Raw genomic sequence first — 14,822 nt, forward strand, 5'->3', positions numbered from 1 at the left:
CGCTTCAAAGAAAATGTCGATATTAGAAAGTTCCATATTTCTCTTAAATATTTCTATATTATAAATGTAGGTTGAAATGATAATATCTCATTAACAAAGGTAATGAAAGCGCATTAATGAAAATTTGAAGAGGAGGACTATTTCAAGTTGGAAAATCGGCATAAGAATTATTTCCATATTGAGCCGGATAAAGGATTACTTAATGATCCAAACGGTTTGATTCAGTTTAAAGGAAAATATTATTTTTTTCATCAATGGAATCGTTTTGATACGAGCCATGATTACAAAGAATGGGGATTGTTTTTATCTAAGGATTTAGTTCATTGGACAAATATTCGATCAGCGATTTTACCTGATAGATATGATGATAAAGATGGTGTTTACTCAGGAAGCGCGATTGAGAACGATGGGAAAATGTATCTCTTCTATACAGGGAATACTAAACTAAATGGAGTTAGAAAAAGTTATCAAAAAATTGCTGTATCTAACGATGGACGAACATTCATCAAACAGGAAAGCGCCATTGAAACCCCTAAAGGTTTTTCTGAACACCATCGCGATCCTAAAGTTTGGAAAAAAGATAATAAATGGTGGATGATTGTCGGAGCTCAAACAAAAGAAAATGTGGGAGCAATCACGCTGTTTCAATCAGATGATTTATTAACATGGGAATATCAAGGTATTTTTTACACGGATACTATATTGGATCAGATGTGTGAATGCCCGGACTACTTTACCTTAACCGATGGAATCGAAATACTAATGGTTTGTCCACAAAAGCGAACTTCTGACAGACAAAGTGATCGGCCAATTTCAAGCTATGCTGGATATTTAGCAGGAAAAATGGATTATAAAACAAATAAATTTAATCAGTCTACTGAGATAAAAATGATGGATGAAGGATTTGATTTTTATGCGCCGCAATCTTTTTTAGATGATAAAGGTCGAAGAATTATCGTTGGCTGGATGTCTAGAATGGATGAGAATCAAGAAAGAAATTGTCCTACAGTGAAAGATGGCTACCTTCATTGTTTATCAATGCCGAGAGAACTGAAGTGGATCGATAATCACCTTTATCAAGTCCCCTTGAAAGAATACGAGAATTTGAGGAAGAGAGAGCAAGAATACAAAAATGAATACGGCATTATTTCTAACAATAGTAAAGCCTTTGAACTCATTATTGATTTTGATGAAGCTATAAAAGATTTTTCAGTGTCTTTGAATTCCAACACAAATCCAATTATATATCGTTGTGGAAAACTTGAGATTGGACGAATTAATTGGGTTACTGAGAAATTGGAAACAAAAATTCTTCAAGTAAAGGACCTAACGAAGTTGCACATTTTTTGTGACAGCTCTACTTTAGAAATTTTCATTAATGATGGACAGTATGTTTTTTCAATGAGATATTTTTGCGATGAGCAGAATCGTAATATTGAATATAAGAGTTTGAATGAGAAAGGTATGATTAATTTTTACTCTTATGAGGAGGAAAACGAATGAGTAACAAAGAAATCGCCGAAAAAATTTTAGAATTAGTCGGTGGAAATGAAAATATTCAATCAGTGACACATTGTGCAACTAGACTCCGAATTATTATTAACGATAAAGATAAAATTGATATGAAAGGAGTAGAGGCAATTGATAAAGTCAAAGGTAGCTTTTTTAATTCCGGGCAATATCAAGTTATTTTAGGGACTGGATTGGTTAACAAAGTTTACGATGAATTTGCTCCAATGCTTAATGGCTCGGGTAAGAAGGCAACTGAGGCTTCAAATGAATCTCAAAAGGTTACTTTCCAAAAAGCGATTCGAGTTTTTGGGGATGTATTTGTTCCAATTATTCCAGTATTAGTTGCGACGGGGTTATTCATGGGATTACGAGGTTTATTCACTCAAGAAGCGTTATTGGGACTTGTTGGCCTGACTCCTAATGATATTCCACAACAGCTTTTAATGTTTACTCAAATTTTGACTGATACTGCCTTTGCATTCTTACCAGCGCTAGTAGCCTGGTCTACATTTAGAATTTTTGGTGGAACACCTATTCTAGGAATTGTTCTAGGATTGATGCTTGTTAGTCCAGTACTTCCTAACGCTTATGAGGTTGGTCAACAAGCAGCAGAGCCACTTACGTTTTTTGGATTTATTAAAGTTGTCGGTTATCAAGGTTCTGTTCTTCCTGCGTTCGTAGCAGGTATTCTAGGTTCAAAAATTGAAATCTTCTTGAGAAAGAAAATTCCAGATTCTTTAGACTTAATTCTTACTCCCTTTTTAACTTTATTATCAGGATTAATTTTAGCGCTATTTATTGTTGGACCAATCTTCCATGAAGTAGAAATCGGTGTTTTATATGCAGTTGAGTTCCTATTGAATCTACCATTGGGGATTGGCGGCTTAATTTATGGAAGTTTCGGACAGTTATTAGGTATCTTCGGTGTTCACCATATCCTGAACTTTCTTGAAATCAGCATGTTAGGAAAAGATGGCTGGAACTATCTAAATCCTATTGGGACTTGCGGGAATATTGCTCAGGCAGGAGCAGTTTTAGCTGTTGCAATTAAAGCAGTTTCGCCAAAAATGAAGCAAATTGCTTTTCCTTCTGCTCTTTCCGCAGCATTGGGAATTACCGAGCCAGCTGTTTTTGGAGTTACTTTACGCTTAGTAAAACCTTTTGTGATGTCTATGATTGGTGGTGGAGTTGGTGGTTTTCTAGCCTCTATTTTCCATTTACGTGCAACAGGTATGGCATTAACAGGAATTCCGGGGACACTACTTTATCTTAATGAGCAATTACCGTTATATATCTTGGTGAATGTAGTATCATTCGCAGTATCATTCGGGTTGACTTGGACATTTGGTTATAAGAAAGATCAAGGATTATAGTCAAAAAGATAAATAATATACTAACTAAAATTAGACATAGACTCTTAGCAATGAGAGTCCATGTCTTTTTGTATCTTTAGTTGCAGAGTTTTTATTTAACTGTCATTCTGTTAGACAAGAGGAGGTGCCCCTATCTATTTATATTACATTTGTGCGGTTGGACGGATTACGATTTCGTTCACATCAATATCGGCCGGTTGTTCAATTGCGAATCCAATTGCACGGGCTACCGCGTCAGGTGTCATGGCTAGTTTATCCCGAATGGCAGCGAATTGATCTCTCAATGCTGGATTGGTCATACCCTCCGTGAAATTCGTCTGCACAATACCAGGCGAAATGATGGTCACGCGCAGCTTGTCGCCAGCCTCCTGGCGCAATCCCTCTGAGATGGCGCGCACGGCGAACTTCGTACCAGAGTAGACCGACTGGTTCGGCACAGTATTATGTCCTGCTACAGAAGCGATGTTCACGAAATGTCCGGAACCCTGCTTGCGAAAGATAGGCAACGCTGCGGCTATACCGTACAAAACGCCTTTAATGTTGACATCAATCATGTCCTCCCAGTCCTCGACACACAGATCGTCGAGAGGGGAAATAGGCATAACGCCAGCGTTGCTGACGAGAACATCCAGCTTTCCGTACCGTTCGCAAGCCAAATTAACGAGGTTGCACAGATCCTCGCGCCGTCTCACGTCAGTGCGTGCATAAACAGCTTCGCCACCTCCATTGGAAATGCGTGTCGCCAGCGCTTCAAGGCGCTCCGCTCCGCGCGCTCCAAGCACGACTTTTGCTCCACGCTCGGCAAGCAACAGTGCTGTTGCTTCTCCAATTCCGCTGCTTGCACCTGTAATCACGACGACTTTGTTCTCTATTCTTCCTTCCAAATGCATAGCCTAATCCTTCTTCCTTAGATCTATTTGCCTTAGGCCCTCTGTTGGCCTTGCAAGTAAATTTTAAGTAGAATTCGATTGAGACAGGTAGACCGATCAAGTCCAATTCTTGCCTAATCCTATTCGGCGCGCATATAATTAGCACATCAATATTAGCGTTCAACGGAAAGGAAGGTGAAGCATGAATGATTTCGTCTCCTCCCCCCTCTGATATTTCTACGAATCTACAAGAACTGATTCATCTAATTGATCAACATGCGTCTTCGGATGGTACGTTTGTCTCGTCTGTGCCAGGACTTTATTTCAGACGTGCAAGCCATGTGTCCGAGCTGAATCATACGGTCCATATGCCCTCCCTGTACGTGGTTGCACAAGGCTCAAAGACAGCAATGCTGGCTGGAGAAAACTATGTGTACGATCCAACAACCTACATGGTCACATCAGTTCAACTTCCCGTAATTGGTAAAATAACTCAAGCCACGTCGGAGCTTCCTTATCTAAGTCTTCAATTATCCATTAGCCCAGACGTCATTCTGGACATTATCAAGAAGAGTCCTCCTCAAGGTGCCGTAAAGACTGGACGCGGCATACTAGTGAGCCAATTTGACCCTCTGCTGCTTGATGCGCTGCTTCGGCTTGTCAGACTTTCGGATACGCCTGCGGATATTCAATTTCTTGCGCCGCTTATCACGCGCGAGATCCTTTATCGTGTATTACAAGGTGAGCAAGGGGCTTTAATCAGGCAATTTGCCGTAGTTGGTAGCTATGCACATAGCATCTCCCAAGCGATCCATCTGATAACCCGCGATTACTCTAAGCCTCTTGTGATTGAAGAATTGGCGAAGGAAGTAAACATGAGCCCTTCTTCCTTACACAAGCATTTTAAAAAGGTAACGGCTATAAGTCCTCTGCAGTATCAGAAGGCCATTCGACTGCAGACTGCACGCCGCTTGCTGCTCTCGGAGGGATTGGAAGCCGCCAATGCAGGCTTTCGCGTTGGCTATGAGAGCCCTTCGCAGTTCAGCCGGGAATATGGACGCATGTTTGGGCGTCCACCGATGAGTGATGTTAAACATTTGCGCAATTCCCTTAGTGTCTCAGTTGATTGAGAGATTCTTCGGGTGATCTGTGGAGGAGGCCCAGAGCAAGTTGTCTTTGGTCTGGTCAAAGAGGATATATCACACCAACGGAAGTTCGTCGAGCCGTTCGTAAATCAACAATCCTTTCTCTTTCGCCACCCTTACCATTTCATCGGCACCCTGAGAGAGTCCTCCAACCCGAAGCACGGCGTTACAGTAATCAAGCAGGCGAATGGAAGACGGGTGAAAGATTTTGTTAAAGGTCTCATCTCCCAGAGCAGTGGAACCGGCTGTGGCGATAAGGGGCAAAGCATACCACTCTCCCAGCACCGGCATGTGACCAGCCTCGTAAACTTGAAGAGCAATTTCATTCATGTAGTTGACGTTCTTCTCGATTAATACATGATCATCATTCGTTCCAGATCGATAAGGGCCTGCGATAAGGATATGAAGTGGTTTCGATTTCACTTTCAAGAGGCCCTGGATCTGAGCGTATTGAAGCAGCATTATCGTCTTGGCGTCACGAATCTCGCCGCTTTCGACCATGTCTAGCGCTTGAGCAAACGGAAGTTCTATCACTTCAATGTTTTCCTGTTCCTCCTCAAGGCCACCACCGCCACCCGTTGTCATATCTTCACTATACTCGGCTATATAGAAGTGCAGGATTTCGGTAACGGAGCCCGGTGACATATAGGCCTCGCCAACTTTCTGCACCCGGTCGATACGGTATCCCGTCTCCTCCTCCGTCTCCCGAAGAATACCTTCTTCCGGTGTTTCTTTATCGAGTAATCCTGCACAGGTTTCGATAAGCATTCCAGTTTCATTACCGTTCCGATAAGTAGGCATTCGGAACTGTCTGGTCAGTACAACAGTTTGTTTGTGCTGATTATAGAGCAGGATCGTTACGCCGTTGCCACGATCGTACACTTCACGGGATTGTGTCTCCCATTGTCCATTATTTTTTTCAAACTCGAATGTGACCTTATTTAAGATGTACCAGTTATCCGATAGAAGCTCCTCTTTTACAATCCGTACTCTTGGGTGATACTGTTGTGCCTTCATCTCATTTCCTCCCTAGAAAGATTCCGTTCTCTTTAGTCATTTCGAGAGTTCCGTTCTGCTGCAAAAGCCGATTGATGTGGTCTCGAAACTTGTCAATAGCCGCTCCGACAAGTCGCTCTCTTGCGTTCATCGGAGTCGAAATTATATATTCGATCAGGGGTTCCGCTTCGTCGACCAACAGACAGTCCTCGTATCGAAGCAACCGAAGATCGGAAAAGCAAGAAGACAGCAAGTCCCCTCCGTTATCCAGGTGGAACCGTTTAATAGCATGATCCAACACATGAAGCTCAGGATCGAACGAAACCGCCAAGTGTTCGACCTCTTGTAAGTGTTGAGTGCTCATTGTAGAGGTGCATACTATACCTCCTTGCTTTAAGATACGGTGCATCTCGCGGATTGCTCTAGGGATGTCCGGCACGTGGTACAGCATGTTGTTAGCGATAACCATATCGAATTGCTCTTCATGGAAGGGGATCTGTTGCGCGTCAACAGATAAAAACTTAAACTGCGAATTGTTGCTTCCCAAGCGGCAACGTACTTCTTCCACCATCCCGCTTGACATATCGGTAAGCGTGATACGCCAGCTGCTTGGAATTCGTTCGGCGTTTCTTATCCAAAAGGTTCCGTCGCCGCAGCCCAACTCGAGAATATGGGCTCCCGGTTGCACCTCCAGTTGTTCAAAGATCCAACGGTGCCAGCCTTGGGGATTCGTACTGTACTTGTCGTAAAGATGTATCCGCGTTTGCAGGCGGTTCGCCGTCCGATATTGCTCCCCCCAATTTTGCTCACTCTGTACGGTTTGGATAACATCCGCCAAATGGTTCCAATCGGAGCCATAGGCCGACATTTCCATAGCATCTCGTATTGCATGCACTACGTGCTCCGTATGGGCAATTTTCTTTTGTAAAACATCGAGTTGTGCTTGCAACGAATGTCTGATCTCTCCGTTGGATGGCGATTCTGCATCTAAAATGTCCATTATTTTTTGAAGCGATAACCCTAGATACTTCAACATCTGAATTCGCTGTAATCTTTCCATATCTTTCATGTTGTACAGTCTTATGGATCCAGTGCGGTGACCTCCTGGACTCAGAAGCCCAATTTGATCGTAATATCGCAATGTCCTGACCGTTATCCCTGTACGTTTGGCAAGCTGTCCTGTCGTCAGACAGTTCTCTTTGTCCATCCATTGCTCACATCCAATTGATTGCTCCAGTATGTCGTTCTCAGTCAGTATAGCAAATGACGCAACGTCACCTTCAAGAAAAATTTATGCAATAAGAAATAAGAGAAAACCGCCCTAGCAAAAGGTGACTTGGTAGTTAGTCACGAATATCATGTAATAAAAATTCATCAGCTCTTCATGGAGGATACTATGAAAACTTTCATTTACATGGTGAGACATGGCGAATCACCGAAGACGGAAGGAAATGAAAGAACAAGAGGTTTGACTGATAAAGGCAAGTCAGATGCTTTTCAAATAACAGAATGGAATTCAATGATCAGGAATTAGTTGAGGTAAAAAGATTGTGGAACATGCCGTAATAGTTTGTGAGGAAAAGGTATAAGAACTATTCTCCAAAAAGAGACCACCTTTAAAAAAGGATGGTCTCTCTTCAAAGCTTTTCTTTTATAGCTATTGCGGTGAACCGTTAAGCAAATCCTCGGCTATTTTTACCAGGTCTTCTTTGCTCAGCGGGCTGTCCTGGTTATCAGATATGTTGTAGTGTAAACGCCTTTTTTCATCAAGCCAACCCAGTCGGTTTTTCCCTACCTCCAAGGGCGTGCTTGTTTCGCTTGCTCTGATGTAATAGGCCTTGGTTCCTTTGATCATCAGTTCCTCAGCCGAATCCTGTTCATTTTGCATCACGGTCGTCTTTGTGACTTCGGGAGCGTACTTGGTGACGGTGATGTTTACATAGTCATTTCCTCTTGTATACCGGGCAAAGGTGAAGTCTGACTTGTCCCAGCTCAGCTTTTGAATAAACAGATTTTCACCTTTCGGTGCGGCCTTGGCCTGTTGCATCAGTTTATCCGTTAAAGCCCGATATTCCTCTTTGTTCATCATCCCAGGATATGCAGCGACTGGATAGACGTATCCGAAATCAAATCGGTAGCCATTCGGCAGATGAGTAGGATTGTGGAATAGTGGGGCTTCTGTACGCTTGATTTCATCCTGCAGACTGCTGAAGCTAGAAAGTTCAGTCGGTTTGTATGCAAATAGGACAGGATTAGACGAATTTCTTGGATTCATAGAATCGTCCTTAACGTAATAGGCCGCATACTCTCCAGGCTGTAGACGGTCTCTCACCTTTTCGTTCCACTGTGTGTAGGTGGTTGTATACGTTTGGGAAGCGTCCGTTTTGGCAGGAGTTTTGGCGGTATTTAATACGACATCGCCTTTGCTGTTACGTAATTCCAGATATTGCGAAGCGGCGTACCCAGTCACAGAGGCGCCCAATACAAAAAGTAAGATCATAATAGGAGCGGTGATGCGCGGTTGAAGACGCATTTTTACGATGAGTCCCTTTTTGGGTTTCGCCTTTTGGTAGACCTGTTCCATCACTTTGTCAGAGACGTCAAAGGCTTGTATTTTTAAGACGTTCTCTGGCTCCGTCAACATGTCCATATTTTTAAAGTCTTTGTCTTTCAAATCGGTGTATTTCAGACCTTGTTCCTGAGTTCTGTCTTGTAATTCACGCATTTTGGGTCCTCCTTTATGGGCTCCATCATTTTTTTTAGCTTTGTTTTTGTTCTGCCGTATTTTTTCTTGATAGCTTCCTCGCTTTTGTTCATAATTTCCCCGATTTCTCCAAACGATTTTTCTTCAAAAATGCGTAGCACCAGCAGGTTTCGTTCTTCTGCATTCAGTTGGCCCAATGCCCGGCTTAGCGGTTCACTGAAAAGCTGACGTTCCATAACCTGCGCAGCGCTGTCTGAAGTCATGTTAGTTGAGTTGAACAGGGTAATTTTAAATTTGCGCTGTAGATTTTTCCTGCGAATCAGGTTCAGGCAGTGATGATAAGCCATTTTATACAGCCAGGAGGAGAAGCCCACTGTGGGCTTGTACATACTGATTTTCTCGAAAGCACTAACGAAAATATCTTGTACAGCCTCTTCCGCTTCCTGCTCACTTCCTAATATCCGCCAGCAGTACACAAAAATCTGACGCTGATACTCCTTTACAATGTAGGCGTAATCCTGGATCTCGCCAGCTTGGACCCGTTTAATTCTATATTCGATTTCCTCATTCAAAGATTTAGGCACCCCCTCTGATTAAAAAGAAAACTATATCTGTATAACAAATGAAGATGAACCAAAGGGACATCTTTTCTAAAATTTTTTAAGTATTAAATCAACCCTCTAAGAGAATACGATAAAGCAGAACAATTATCACCAACGTTGTTGATTTCATAGAGCTTGGATTTTTATTGTGGAAATAAATAGAATAATAAATATACCTATCCAAAAATTTAAAAATAGATTGTAAAGAAAAAAGGGGATGGGAAATGAAGTTTTATGATAATAGGGGAGTCCAGATGGTAGTTGCACTTTTATATCCTGTTATAACATTTGTTATATTAAGTAATGGTCATATGATAGGTTCATGGACTGTTCCGGCCATTATTGCAATTTTGTTTTGTCTGTTATGGAAAAATACTTTTTATGTAATCATCTCTAATGTCTTGGTGCGGAATATATCCGTACCTATGTGGTGGCTGCTAGTTGAACGTGTGAAAACAAACCAGGGCGCTGAAATTTTCATTTCGTCATTACCATTCATTATATTGTTATAACGTATTGACTCTTAGGCGGACGCTCTTGCCGCCTTAGAACCAGTAGCATGAGCCAATTTCCCTGCTTGCCTCTCTTGCTCACCGAATCGGAAGCCAGCCTCCTTGCTACAGATACCCAGGCTGGTTCAAACAAGCCTTTAGAGTTTCAACCGGCTCATGAAAAAAAGGGTGTTTTGGGATTACTCCAGAAACACCCTTGCTATCAATTCGTTTAAGTATACATTTTATTCAAGCAATGTATCAGAAAATTGGTTTTCATTTGTTACCGTCAAGGTAAAACTGCCCTGCGTCGGTATGATCTTGTCGGAGATCAGGTAACCCGTATCCGCATAGGAGGACTTGGTTGTTCATTGTGCACTTACGACACACCGTTAATTGTTTTGGCCGTAATGATCTACATCCGGTAGCTCATCGAGCGTGATCACGTTTGGATGGTTAAACACTTTGTTCAAATGCTCCCGGCTATTGTTTGCGCCATCGGTCAGGAACTCTCCCGTCCAGGTAGTGAACCAGCTCCAGTTCGTTCCGTCACTGGAGAGTAAATCCGGATCCGGGATCGCGCCGTTCTCGGTTAATGCGACCAGCTTCTGGTTGTTCACAAGCGAGACGAGTGCGTCATACTTGTCAGTGACCGGACTATAGTCGCCCGCAGACGGATAATGATCCGTACTCACGATGTCTACAACATCGTGTCCCGGATACCACTCCGGTGCGCTAGAGTTCCAGACCCAAATCAAATTGTTCAGACCATGCACGCTCGTTAAGCGGTCGTACACCAGGTGGTAAAGTTTCTTTGACGGCTCCGGACCTTTTGCGCCCCACCAGAACCATCCTCCTTCAGCTTCATGCAACGGCCGGAAGAGCACGGGGATTTTCGCATCTTTTAGCTTTTGAAGCTGTGCCGCAATGGCATCGATATCCCGCAAAATAAGTTTATAATCCTCGGATTCCGGGTGGTTCAACGCGTAATCAACGTCGAAAGTGGTGGAATCCCCGAAGAATCCCTTGTACCACTCTTTACCAGGTTGGTCAATTAAACCCTTCGGCGCGTTCCAATGCCATACAACGGTGACAATACCGCCTTGGCTGTGCCAATCGATCGCATTCTCGATCTCAGAGGAGGAAGCGCCGTGCTCGACGCGAGACGGTGAATAATCCATCAGGTCGAATCCGACAATGGCTGGCTTTTTACCAATCGCGTCCTGCATCCAGCTAATGTTAGAACTGTTCTGCTGACCGGATAGTACACTCTTGCCGTATTGATCGACCAGATAGCTCATCAACGATTTGGCTTCAGGCGAGGCGTTGGGATTAACGAGTGTCTTCCTAACATAATGCTCCTTAGTGACCGTCGATTTTTGAAACTCGGCCACCCCCCCGTTCAGAACGCCTGATTCTGCTTCATACACAGCTTCAGACACGGTAACCGGTTCTTCGGATGCATGGGCAAAAGACAAAGGATACAGTAAAATTGCAACCCCTGCGGTACATAGAAGTGCTGGCCATCTTTTAAACATAAATCCTCCCAAAATAACTAAAAATTTATTCCTTTAATTTTGTTTTGCTAAAACCTGTTTTTATTATGTAATCTAGATTAGTTTGCAAAACACTATCATTTCATTGGCATTCTAACATTTACCAAATTTATTGTCAACAAATGTCGAATCCTAGATAAAGCTAACAGAGAAGGAAAAACTCACAGTTAAGGCAAAAGCAGAGCGAAAGAAAATAAAATCTACGTGATGGAGAAATTTTTGATTATCGCGTGTTTGTTGCTGAAGGATTCCAAGTAGTTCATGAAGACAATAAACGAATTCTGAATTTTCATATTAAAAACAAAGAACGTGGCTTGGCATTGGCCAGTCCCATTCTCGGTTCAGGGCTCCAAATTTCTGAAGCACTATCGCTTGATTTTCCTGATATTGATTGGTTTAAGGAAAAAGTAGATGTTACGAGGTAATAAAACGAAATTTCAATTGTTCTATTTAGACATTACATTTTTAATAACTTTAGACGTCGCAATAGTAAGTAATCTCTGAAACGATTCAGGAGTGCTTTTTCAAAATAACTTATGGATTAGGTGAAGCGGAAGGAATGAGAGATAGAATAAAATTAAGTTATTGATAAGGTGAAGATGACGATATGGTTTTATCCAAGAGAGCATGCGATTTTCTTGCAAATTCAAAATGGAAAGATAAATTAAACGATCAAGAGATAAACTCGGCAATCCCTCCCGTATAGCTAACGAAAACCATCGGCTATGCTGGGCGGGATTGCCTCATCCTCTTTAGTGCAGCGTATCTTCTACTTATTCCCTTTACGTACCTTTAACAGCTTACCCTTTACGGTTGTATTCTTCATAATCTCAAGCACCAGTGGACCTTTACCATTCAGAATCTCAACATCTGTCGCATAATCCAGAATCGTAATGATCCCGATATCATCTGCGGTGACCCCGTCAAGCTTAGCGATGGTCCCCACGAAGTCGACAGCTCTAAGTTTTTTCTTCTTACCGCCGTTAAAGTTCAGCTTCATAATCTGTTGGTTTAGTTGCTCGCGCTTATCTTTTTTGAGTGTGGTTTTTACATGCAGTTTCTGCTCAAAATCTTCTCTACGCAGATCAACAGCCTCTTCTGAGGGGGCTTTTACCTGCGGAATCGCGAACCCAATATATGCTTCAATATCAGCTAATCTTCGGCCATCCTTAGGAGTGATGAGGGAAATGGCTTTACCCGTTTTGCCAGCACGTCCCGTACGTCCTGTGCGGTGAACATAGCTTTCCTTCTCAAGGGGGATATCGTAGTTAATGACATGGGTGATATTCGTGATATCAATTCCTCTGGCGGCAACATCTGTCGCGATCAAGTAACGGAATTGACCCCTTCTGAATGCATTCATCACCTCAAATCGCTCATCCTGCTCCATGCCACCATGAATGCGATCACATGGATATTCAAGATCAGCCAATGCTCTGAATAATGTATCTACATTCTCCTGCGTACGACAGAAAATAATGCAGCTGTCAGGATTCTCAACAATGAGCAGATCTTGCAGTAGTGCCAGCTTGTCTGACTCCTTCACCTGAATAAGAGAGTGATCAATTGTAGCGGTCGTTATACCGGTTGCTTTTATTTCAATTTCAACAGGATCGTTCATATACTTGTGTGACAGTCTGGCTACATCCTCAGGAAAAGTAGCGGAGAATAACATGGTAACCCGGTCACTAGGTAGGGCCTGAATGATCGACTGAACTTGCTCGATAAAGCCCATATTCAGCATCTCGTCAGCTTCATCAATCACGAGGTAGGCCATTCGATCTAACGATAGCGTGCCTCGTTCAATATGGTCCAGTACACGTCCTGGCGTACCTACAGCCATATGTGTTCTTTGTTTTAACTCGGCCTTTTGTATATGAAAAGGATGTTTTCCATAAAGGGGCGTTGCTTTTATCCGCTTAAAGCGTCCAATATTCGTGATGTCCTCGGTGACCTGTAATGCAAGTTCACGGGTTGGCGTCAGGATTAAAGCTTGGGGCTTATTCTCATTCCAATCTACTAGCTCACAAAGTGGAATACCGTATGCCGCTGTTTTGCCGCTACCTGTTTGCGATTTGGCGACAAGGTCCTTCTTCTCAAGCGCAACTGGAATGACTTCCGTCTGAATCTCTGTTGGCGTCTCATAGCCCAAGCTATTCAGCGCTCTTACAATTTCTTCACTTAATGCGTAATCTGTAAAATGCTTCTGACTCATTTTCAACCTCTTCTGCGCTGTATTTGAATACCAATACATATATAATGTCATCGTGTATCGAACTTATACTCATCTAGTATACTCTATATCCAGGTTTACTCTAATACATATCGATATTAACTGTTTGTCTAACTGAATCCTTGGAGCGTTTAACGAAGGGCTCGTCCATTTTCTCGTGTATGGTATCTGATGTGTTGGTCTACTGAGCTATTTTGGAATTTAACGACCGACAAACTTTACCCATATGGATCTACGTTGAACAATTTCATGGAGAATTAATTTTGTCTTGCTGTTTTCCAGTACGTATCTTCAATTGTATCGGCATGTTTCCATATCCGCATGGCGTGAAAACATGTATTACGAACAAAGGGCACCCAATCGGGTGCCCTTTGAACTGCCGTTAGCGCGGAAAATCGTATCAAAAGTATTGTTGCGATGAAAAGTGAACCCAATCTCTCCCTTGGATAGCATCCATCTTTTTAAAGAAAATTTGAGCGCGTTTATTCTCAGTAGAAGTTATCCAGGTCATTTGAGCATATCCATGATTTTGTGAGAACTTTTGACATTCTAAAAAAAGCTGTGATTCTACTTCTGTATCTCTAAAGGGTTCCAATACAAATAGGTCGTTCATAACTGTGATTTTGTCTGCTTTCATCGTGCTAAAGGTAAAGAATAATGTAGCAAAGCCGATTAATTCTCCATTTTGTTCCGCCACAAACTGTATACCGTTTTGCTGCTCAAAAAGGGTTTGAATCAAATTATGAATTTTTTCGATAGGTGGCCTAGGGTTTTGATAAAAACCAACGATGTATTCATACATTAACTCGGTCAAACTGCTTAAATCATCAGGCTTAGCGTTTCTTATTAAAAATGACATTAGATGTACTCCCTTTTCATTGGTTTTGAATTAATATACATCATTAAGTATATATATGCAAAACTAAGATCAGTAAAGGAATCGTTTGAACTCATGCAGATGCGAAGAAGTATGTAATATGAGCGCAACAAAGGCTGCCGAGAAAATGTATCCGGCAGCCTTTGTTGCGCTGAGGGACATGTGCGTCGAGAATACACCCATTCGTTAAAATTGAATTCACTCTGAATTACTTAAGAAGTGTAAGTGTCACCTCTATCGTGTTATCAATAAATGATCGTTCTGGACGAGACTTTATCATTACCGTCAGTCCAATTAACGATACGACTAGCGCCTGTGATACAGCCTTCGCATCGAGCCCGATCTCAAGTTCACCTGATTGTATACCTCGTTCAATGGTTTCTTGAAATATAACTGATAGGTACATTTGATGTTCCCTTGTAAGAATTTCAAATTTCTCATCAACTTTGAGGGGATGGTTCCGC

At 42.3% G+C, this 14,822-nt stretch carries 11 protein-coding genes and 3 pseudogenes; 5 read left to right on the forward strand and 9 right to left on the reverse strand.

The genetic code is table 11. From position 1 onward, the window contains the following. Positions 1–147 precede the first annotated feature (147 nt). Positions 148–1,503, forward strand: coding sequence for a glycoside hydrolase family 32 protein (locus WA407_RS00470; RefSeq protein ID WP_336076545.1), 1,356 nt, complete (start codon positions 148–150; stop codon positions 1,501–1,503). Then, on the forward strand, positions 1,500–2,885 hold the full coding sequence (locus WA407_RS00475; RefSeq protein ID WP_039272017.1) for a PTS transporter subunit EIIC: 1,386 nt from the start codon (positions 1,500–1,502) through the stop codon (positions 2,883–2,885). Before WA407_RS00470 ends, WA407_RS00475 begins: the two co-directional genes overlap by 4 nt. Positions 2,886–3,028: 143 nt before the next feature. Here the strand turns inward: WA407_RS00475 and WA407_RS00480 are convergent, their stop codons facing one another. After that, complete coding sequence (locus WA407_RS00480) at positions 3,029–3,775, reverse strand: SDR family oxidoreductase (protein WP_336076546.1); 747 nt, start codon at positions 3,773–3,775, stop codon at positions 3,029–3,031. Between the two features lie 185 nt (positions 3,776–3,960). On the opposite strand from WA407_RS00480, the gene WA407_RS00485 reads away from it, so the two are divergent. Further along, complete coding sequence (locus tag WA407_RS00485) at positions 3,961–4,884, forward strand: AraC family transcriptional regulator (protein ID WP_336076547.1); 924 nt, start codon at positions 3,961–3,963, stop codon at positions 4,882–4,884. Positions 4,885–4,953: 69 nt separating this feature from the next. Here the strand turns inward: WA407_RS00485 and nudK are convergent, their stop codons facing one another. Then, positions 4,954–5,916, reverse strand: coding sequence for a GDP-mannose pyrophosphatase NudK (nudK, locus tag WA407_RS00490; RefSeq protein ID WP_336076548.1), 963 nt, complete (start codon positions 5,914–5,916; stop codon positions 4,954–4,956). A gap of 1 nt (position 5,917) precedes the next feature. Next, complete coding sequence (locus WA407_RS00495) at positions 5,918–7,102, reverse strand: MerR family transcriptional regulator (RefSeq protein ID WP_235306780.1); 1,185 nt, start codon at positions 7,100–7,102, stop codon at positions 5,918–5,920. 189 nt (positions 7,103–7,291) lie between these two features. Between WA407_RS00495 and WA407_RS00500 the strand changes: the two are divergent. Continuing rightward, positions 7,292–7,405: pseudogene (locus WA407_RS00500) on the forward strand (histidine phosphatase family protein); the annotation flags it as partial. A 147-nt stretch (positions 7,406–7,552) separates the two neighbouring features. Here the strand turns inward: WA407_RS00500 and WA407_RS00505 are convergent. The 3 genes and pseudogenes from WA407_RS00505 to WA407_RS00515 form a co-directional block, all read right to left on the reverse strand. Beyond that, positions 7,553–8,620: a DUF4367 domain-containing protein gene (locus WA407_RS00505; RefSeq protein ID WP_336076549.1), complete on the reverse strand. Its 1,068-nt coding sequence runs from the start codon at positions 8,618–8,620 to the stop codon at positions 7,553–7,555. Then, the gene (locus WA407_RS00510; protein WP_235306778.1) at positions 8,581–9,171 is read right to left on the reverse strand and encodes an RNA polymerase sigma factor; all 591 of its coding nucleotides are present in this window, start codon (positions 9,169–9,171) and stop codon (positions 8,581–8,583) included. Before WA407_RS00510 ends, WA407_RS00505 begins: the two co-directional genes overlap by 40 nt. A gap of 943 nt (positions 9,172–10,114) precedes the next feature. After that, positions 10,115–11,050 (reverse strand): annotated as a pseudogene (locus WA407_RS00515) (glycosyl hydrolase); the annotation flags it as partial. Positions 11,051–11,478: 428 nt separating this feature from the next. Here WA407_RS00515 and WA407_RS00520 point away from each other — a divergent pair. Continuing rightward, complete coding sequence (locus WA407_RS00520) at positions 11,479–11,673, forward strand: hypothetical protein (protein ID WP_235306777.1); 195 nt, start codon at positions 11,479–11,481, stop codon at positions 11,671–11,673. Positions 11,674–12,017: 344 nt separating this feature from the next. On the opposite strand, the gene WA407_RS00525 is transcribed toward WA407_RS00520, so the two are convergent. The 3 genes and pseudogenes from WA407_RS00525 to WA407_RS00535 all read right to left on the reverse strand — a co-directional run. Then, positions 12,018–13,463 carry a DEAD/DEAH box helicase gene (locus WA407_RS00525; protein ID WP_336076550.1) on the reverse strand — a complete coding sequence of 482 codons (1,446 nt, stop codon included), beginning with the start codon at positions 13,461–13,463 and terminating at the stop codon, positions 12,018–12,020. Positions 13,464–13,881: 418 nt separating this feature from the next. Further along, the gene (locus WA407_RS00530) at positions 13,882–14,340 is read right to left on the reverse strand and encodes a GNAT family N-acetyltransferase (RefSeq protein ID WP_336076551.1); all 459 of its coding nucleotides are present in this window, start codon (positions 14,338–14,340) and stop codon (positions 13,882–13,884) included. Between the two features lie 226 nt (positions 14,341–14,566). Continuing rightward, positions 14,567–14,800, reverse strand: a pseudogene (locus WA407_RS00535) (TetR/AcrR family transcriptional regulator); the annotation flags it as partial. Positions 14,801–14,822: the final 22 nt, after the last annotated feature.

The sequence above is a fragment of the Paenibacillus sp. 203 genome, from assembly GCF_037027525.1.
Lineage (GTDB): Bacteria > Bacillota > Bacilli > Paenibacillales > Paenibacillaceae > Paenibacillus > Paenibacillus polymyxa_B.

Bases quoted from the DNA above. Each gene is read 5' to 3' on its own strand.
- WA407_RS00485 (WP_336076547.1), top strand. From the start codon at position 3,961: ATGATTTCGTCTCCTCCCCCCTCTGATATTTCTACGAATCTACAAGAA.
- WA407_RS00525 (WP_336076550.1), bottom strand. From the start codon at position 13,463: ATGAGTCAGAAGCATTTTACAGATTACGCATTAAGTGAAGAAATTGTA.
- WA407_RS00495 (WP_235306780.1), bottom strand. From the start codon at position 7,102: ATGGACAAAGAGAACTGTCTGACGACAGGACAGCTTGCCAAACGTACA.
- nudK (WP_336076548.1), bottom strand. From the start codon at position 5,916: ATGAAGGCACAACAGTATCACCCAAGAGTACGGATTGTAAAAGAGGAG.
- WA407_RS00480 (WP_336076546.1), bottom strand. From the start codon at position 3,775: ATGCATTTGGAAGGAAGAATAGAGAACAAAGTCGTCGTGATTACAGGT.
- WA407_RS00530 (WP_336076551.1), bottom strand. From the start codon at position 14,340: ATGTCATTTTTAATAAGAAACGCTAAGCCTGATGATTTAAGCAGTTTG.
- WA407_RS00505 (WP_336076549.1), bottom strand. From the start codon at position 8,620: ATGCGTGAATTACAAGACAGAACTCAGGAACAAGGTCTGAAATACACC.
- WA407_RS00475 (WP_039272017.1), top strand. From the start codon at position 1,500: ATGAGTAACAAAGAAATCGCCGAAAAAATTTTAGAATTAGTCGGTGGA.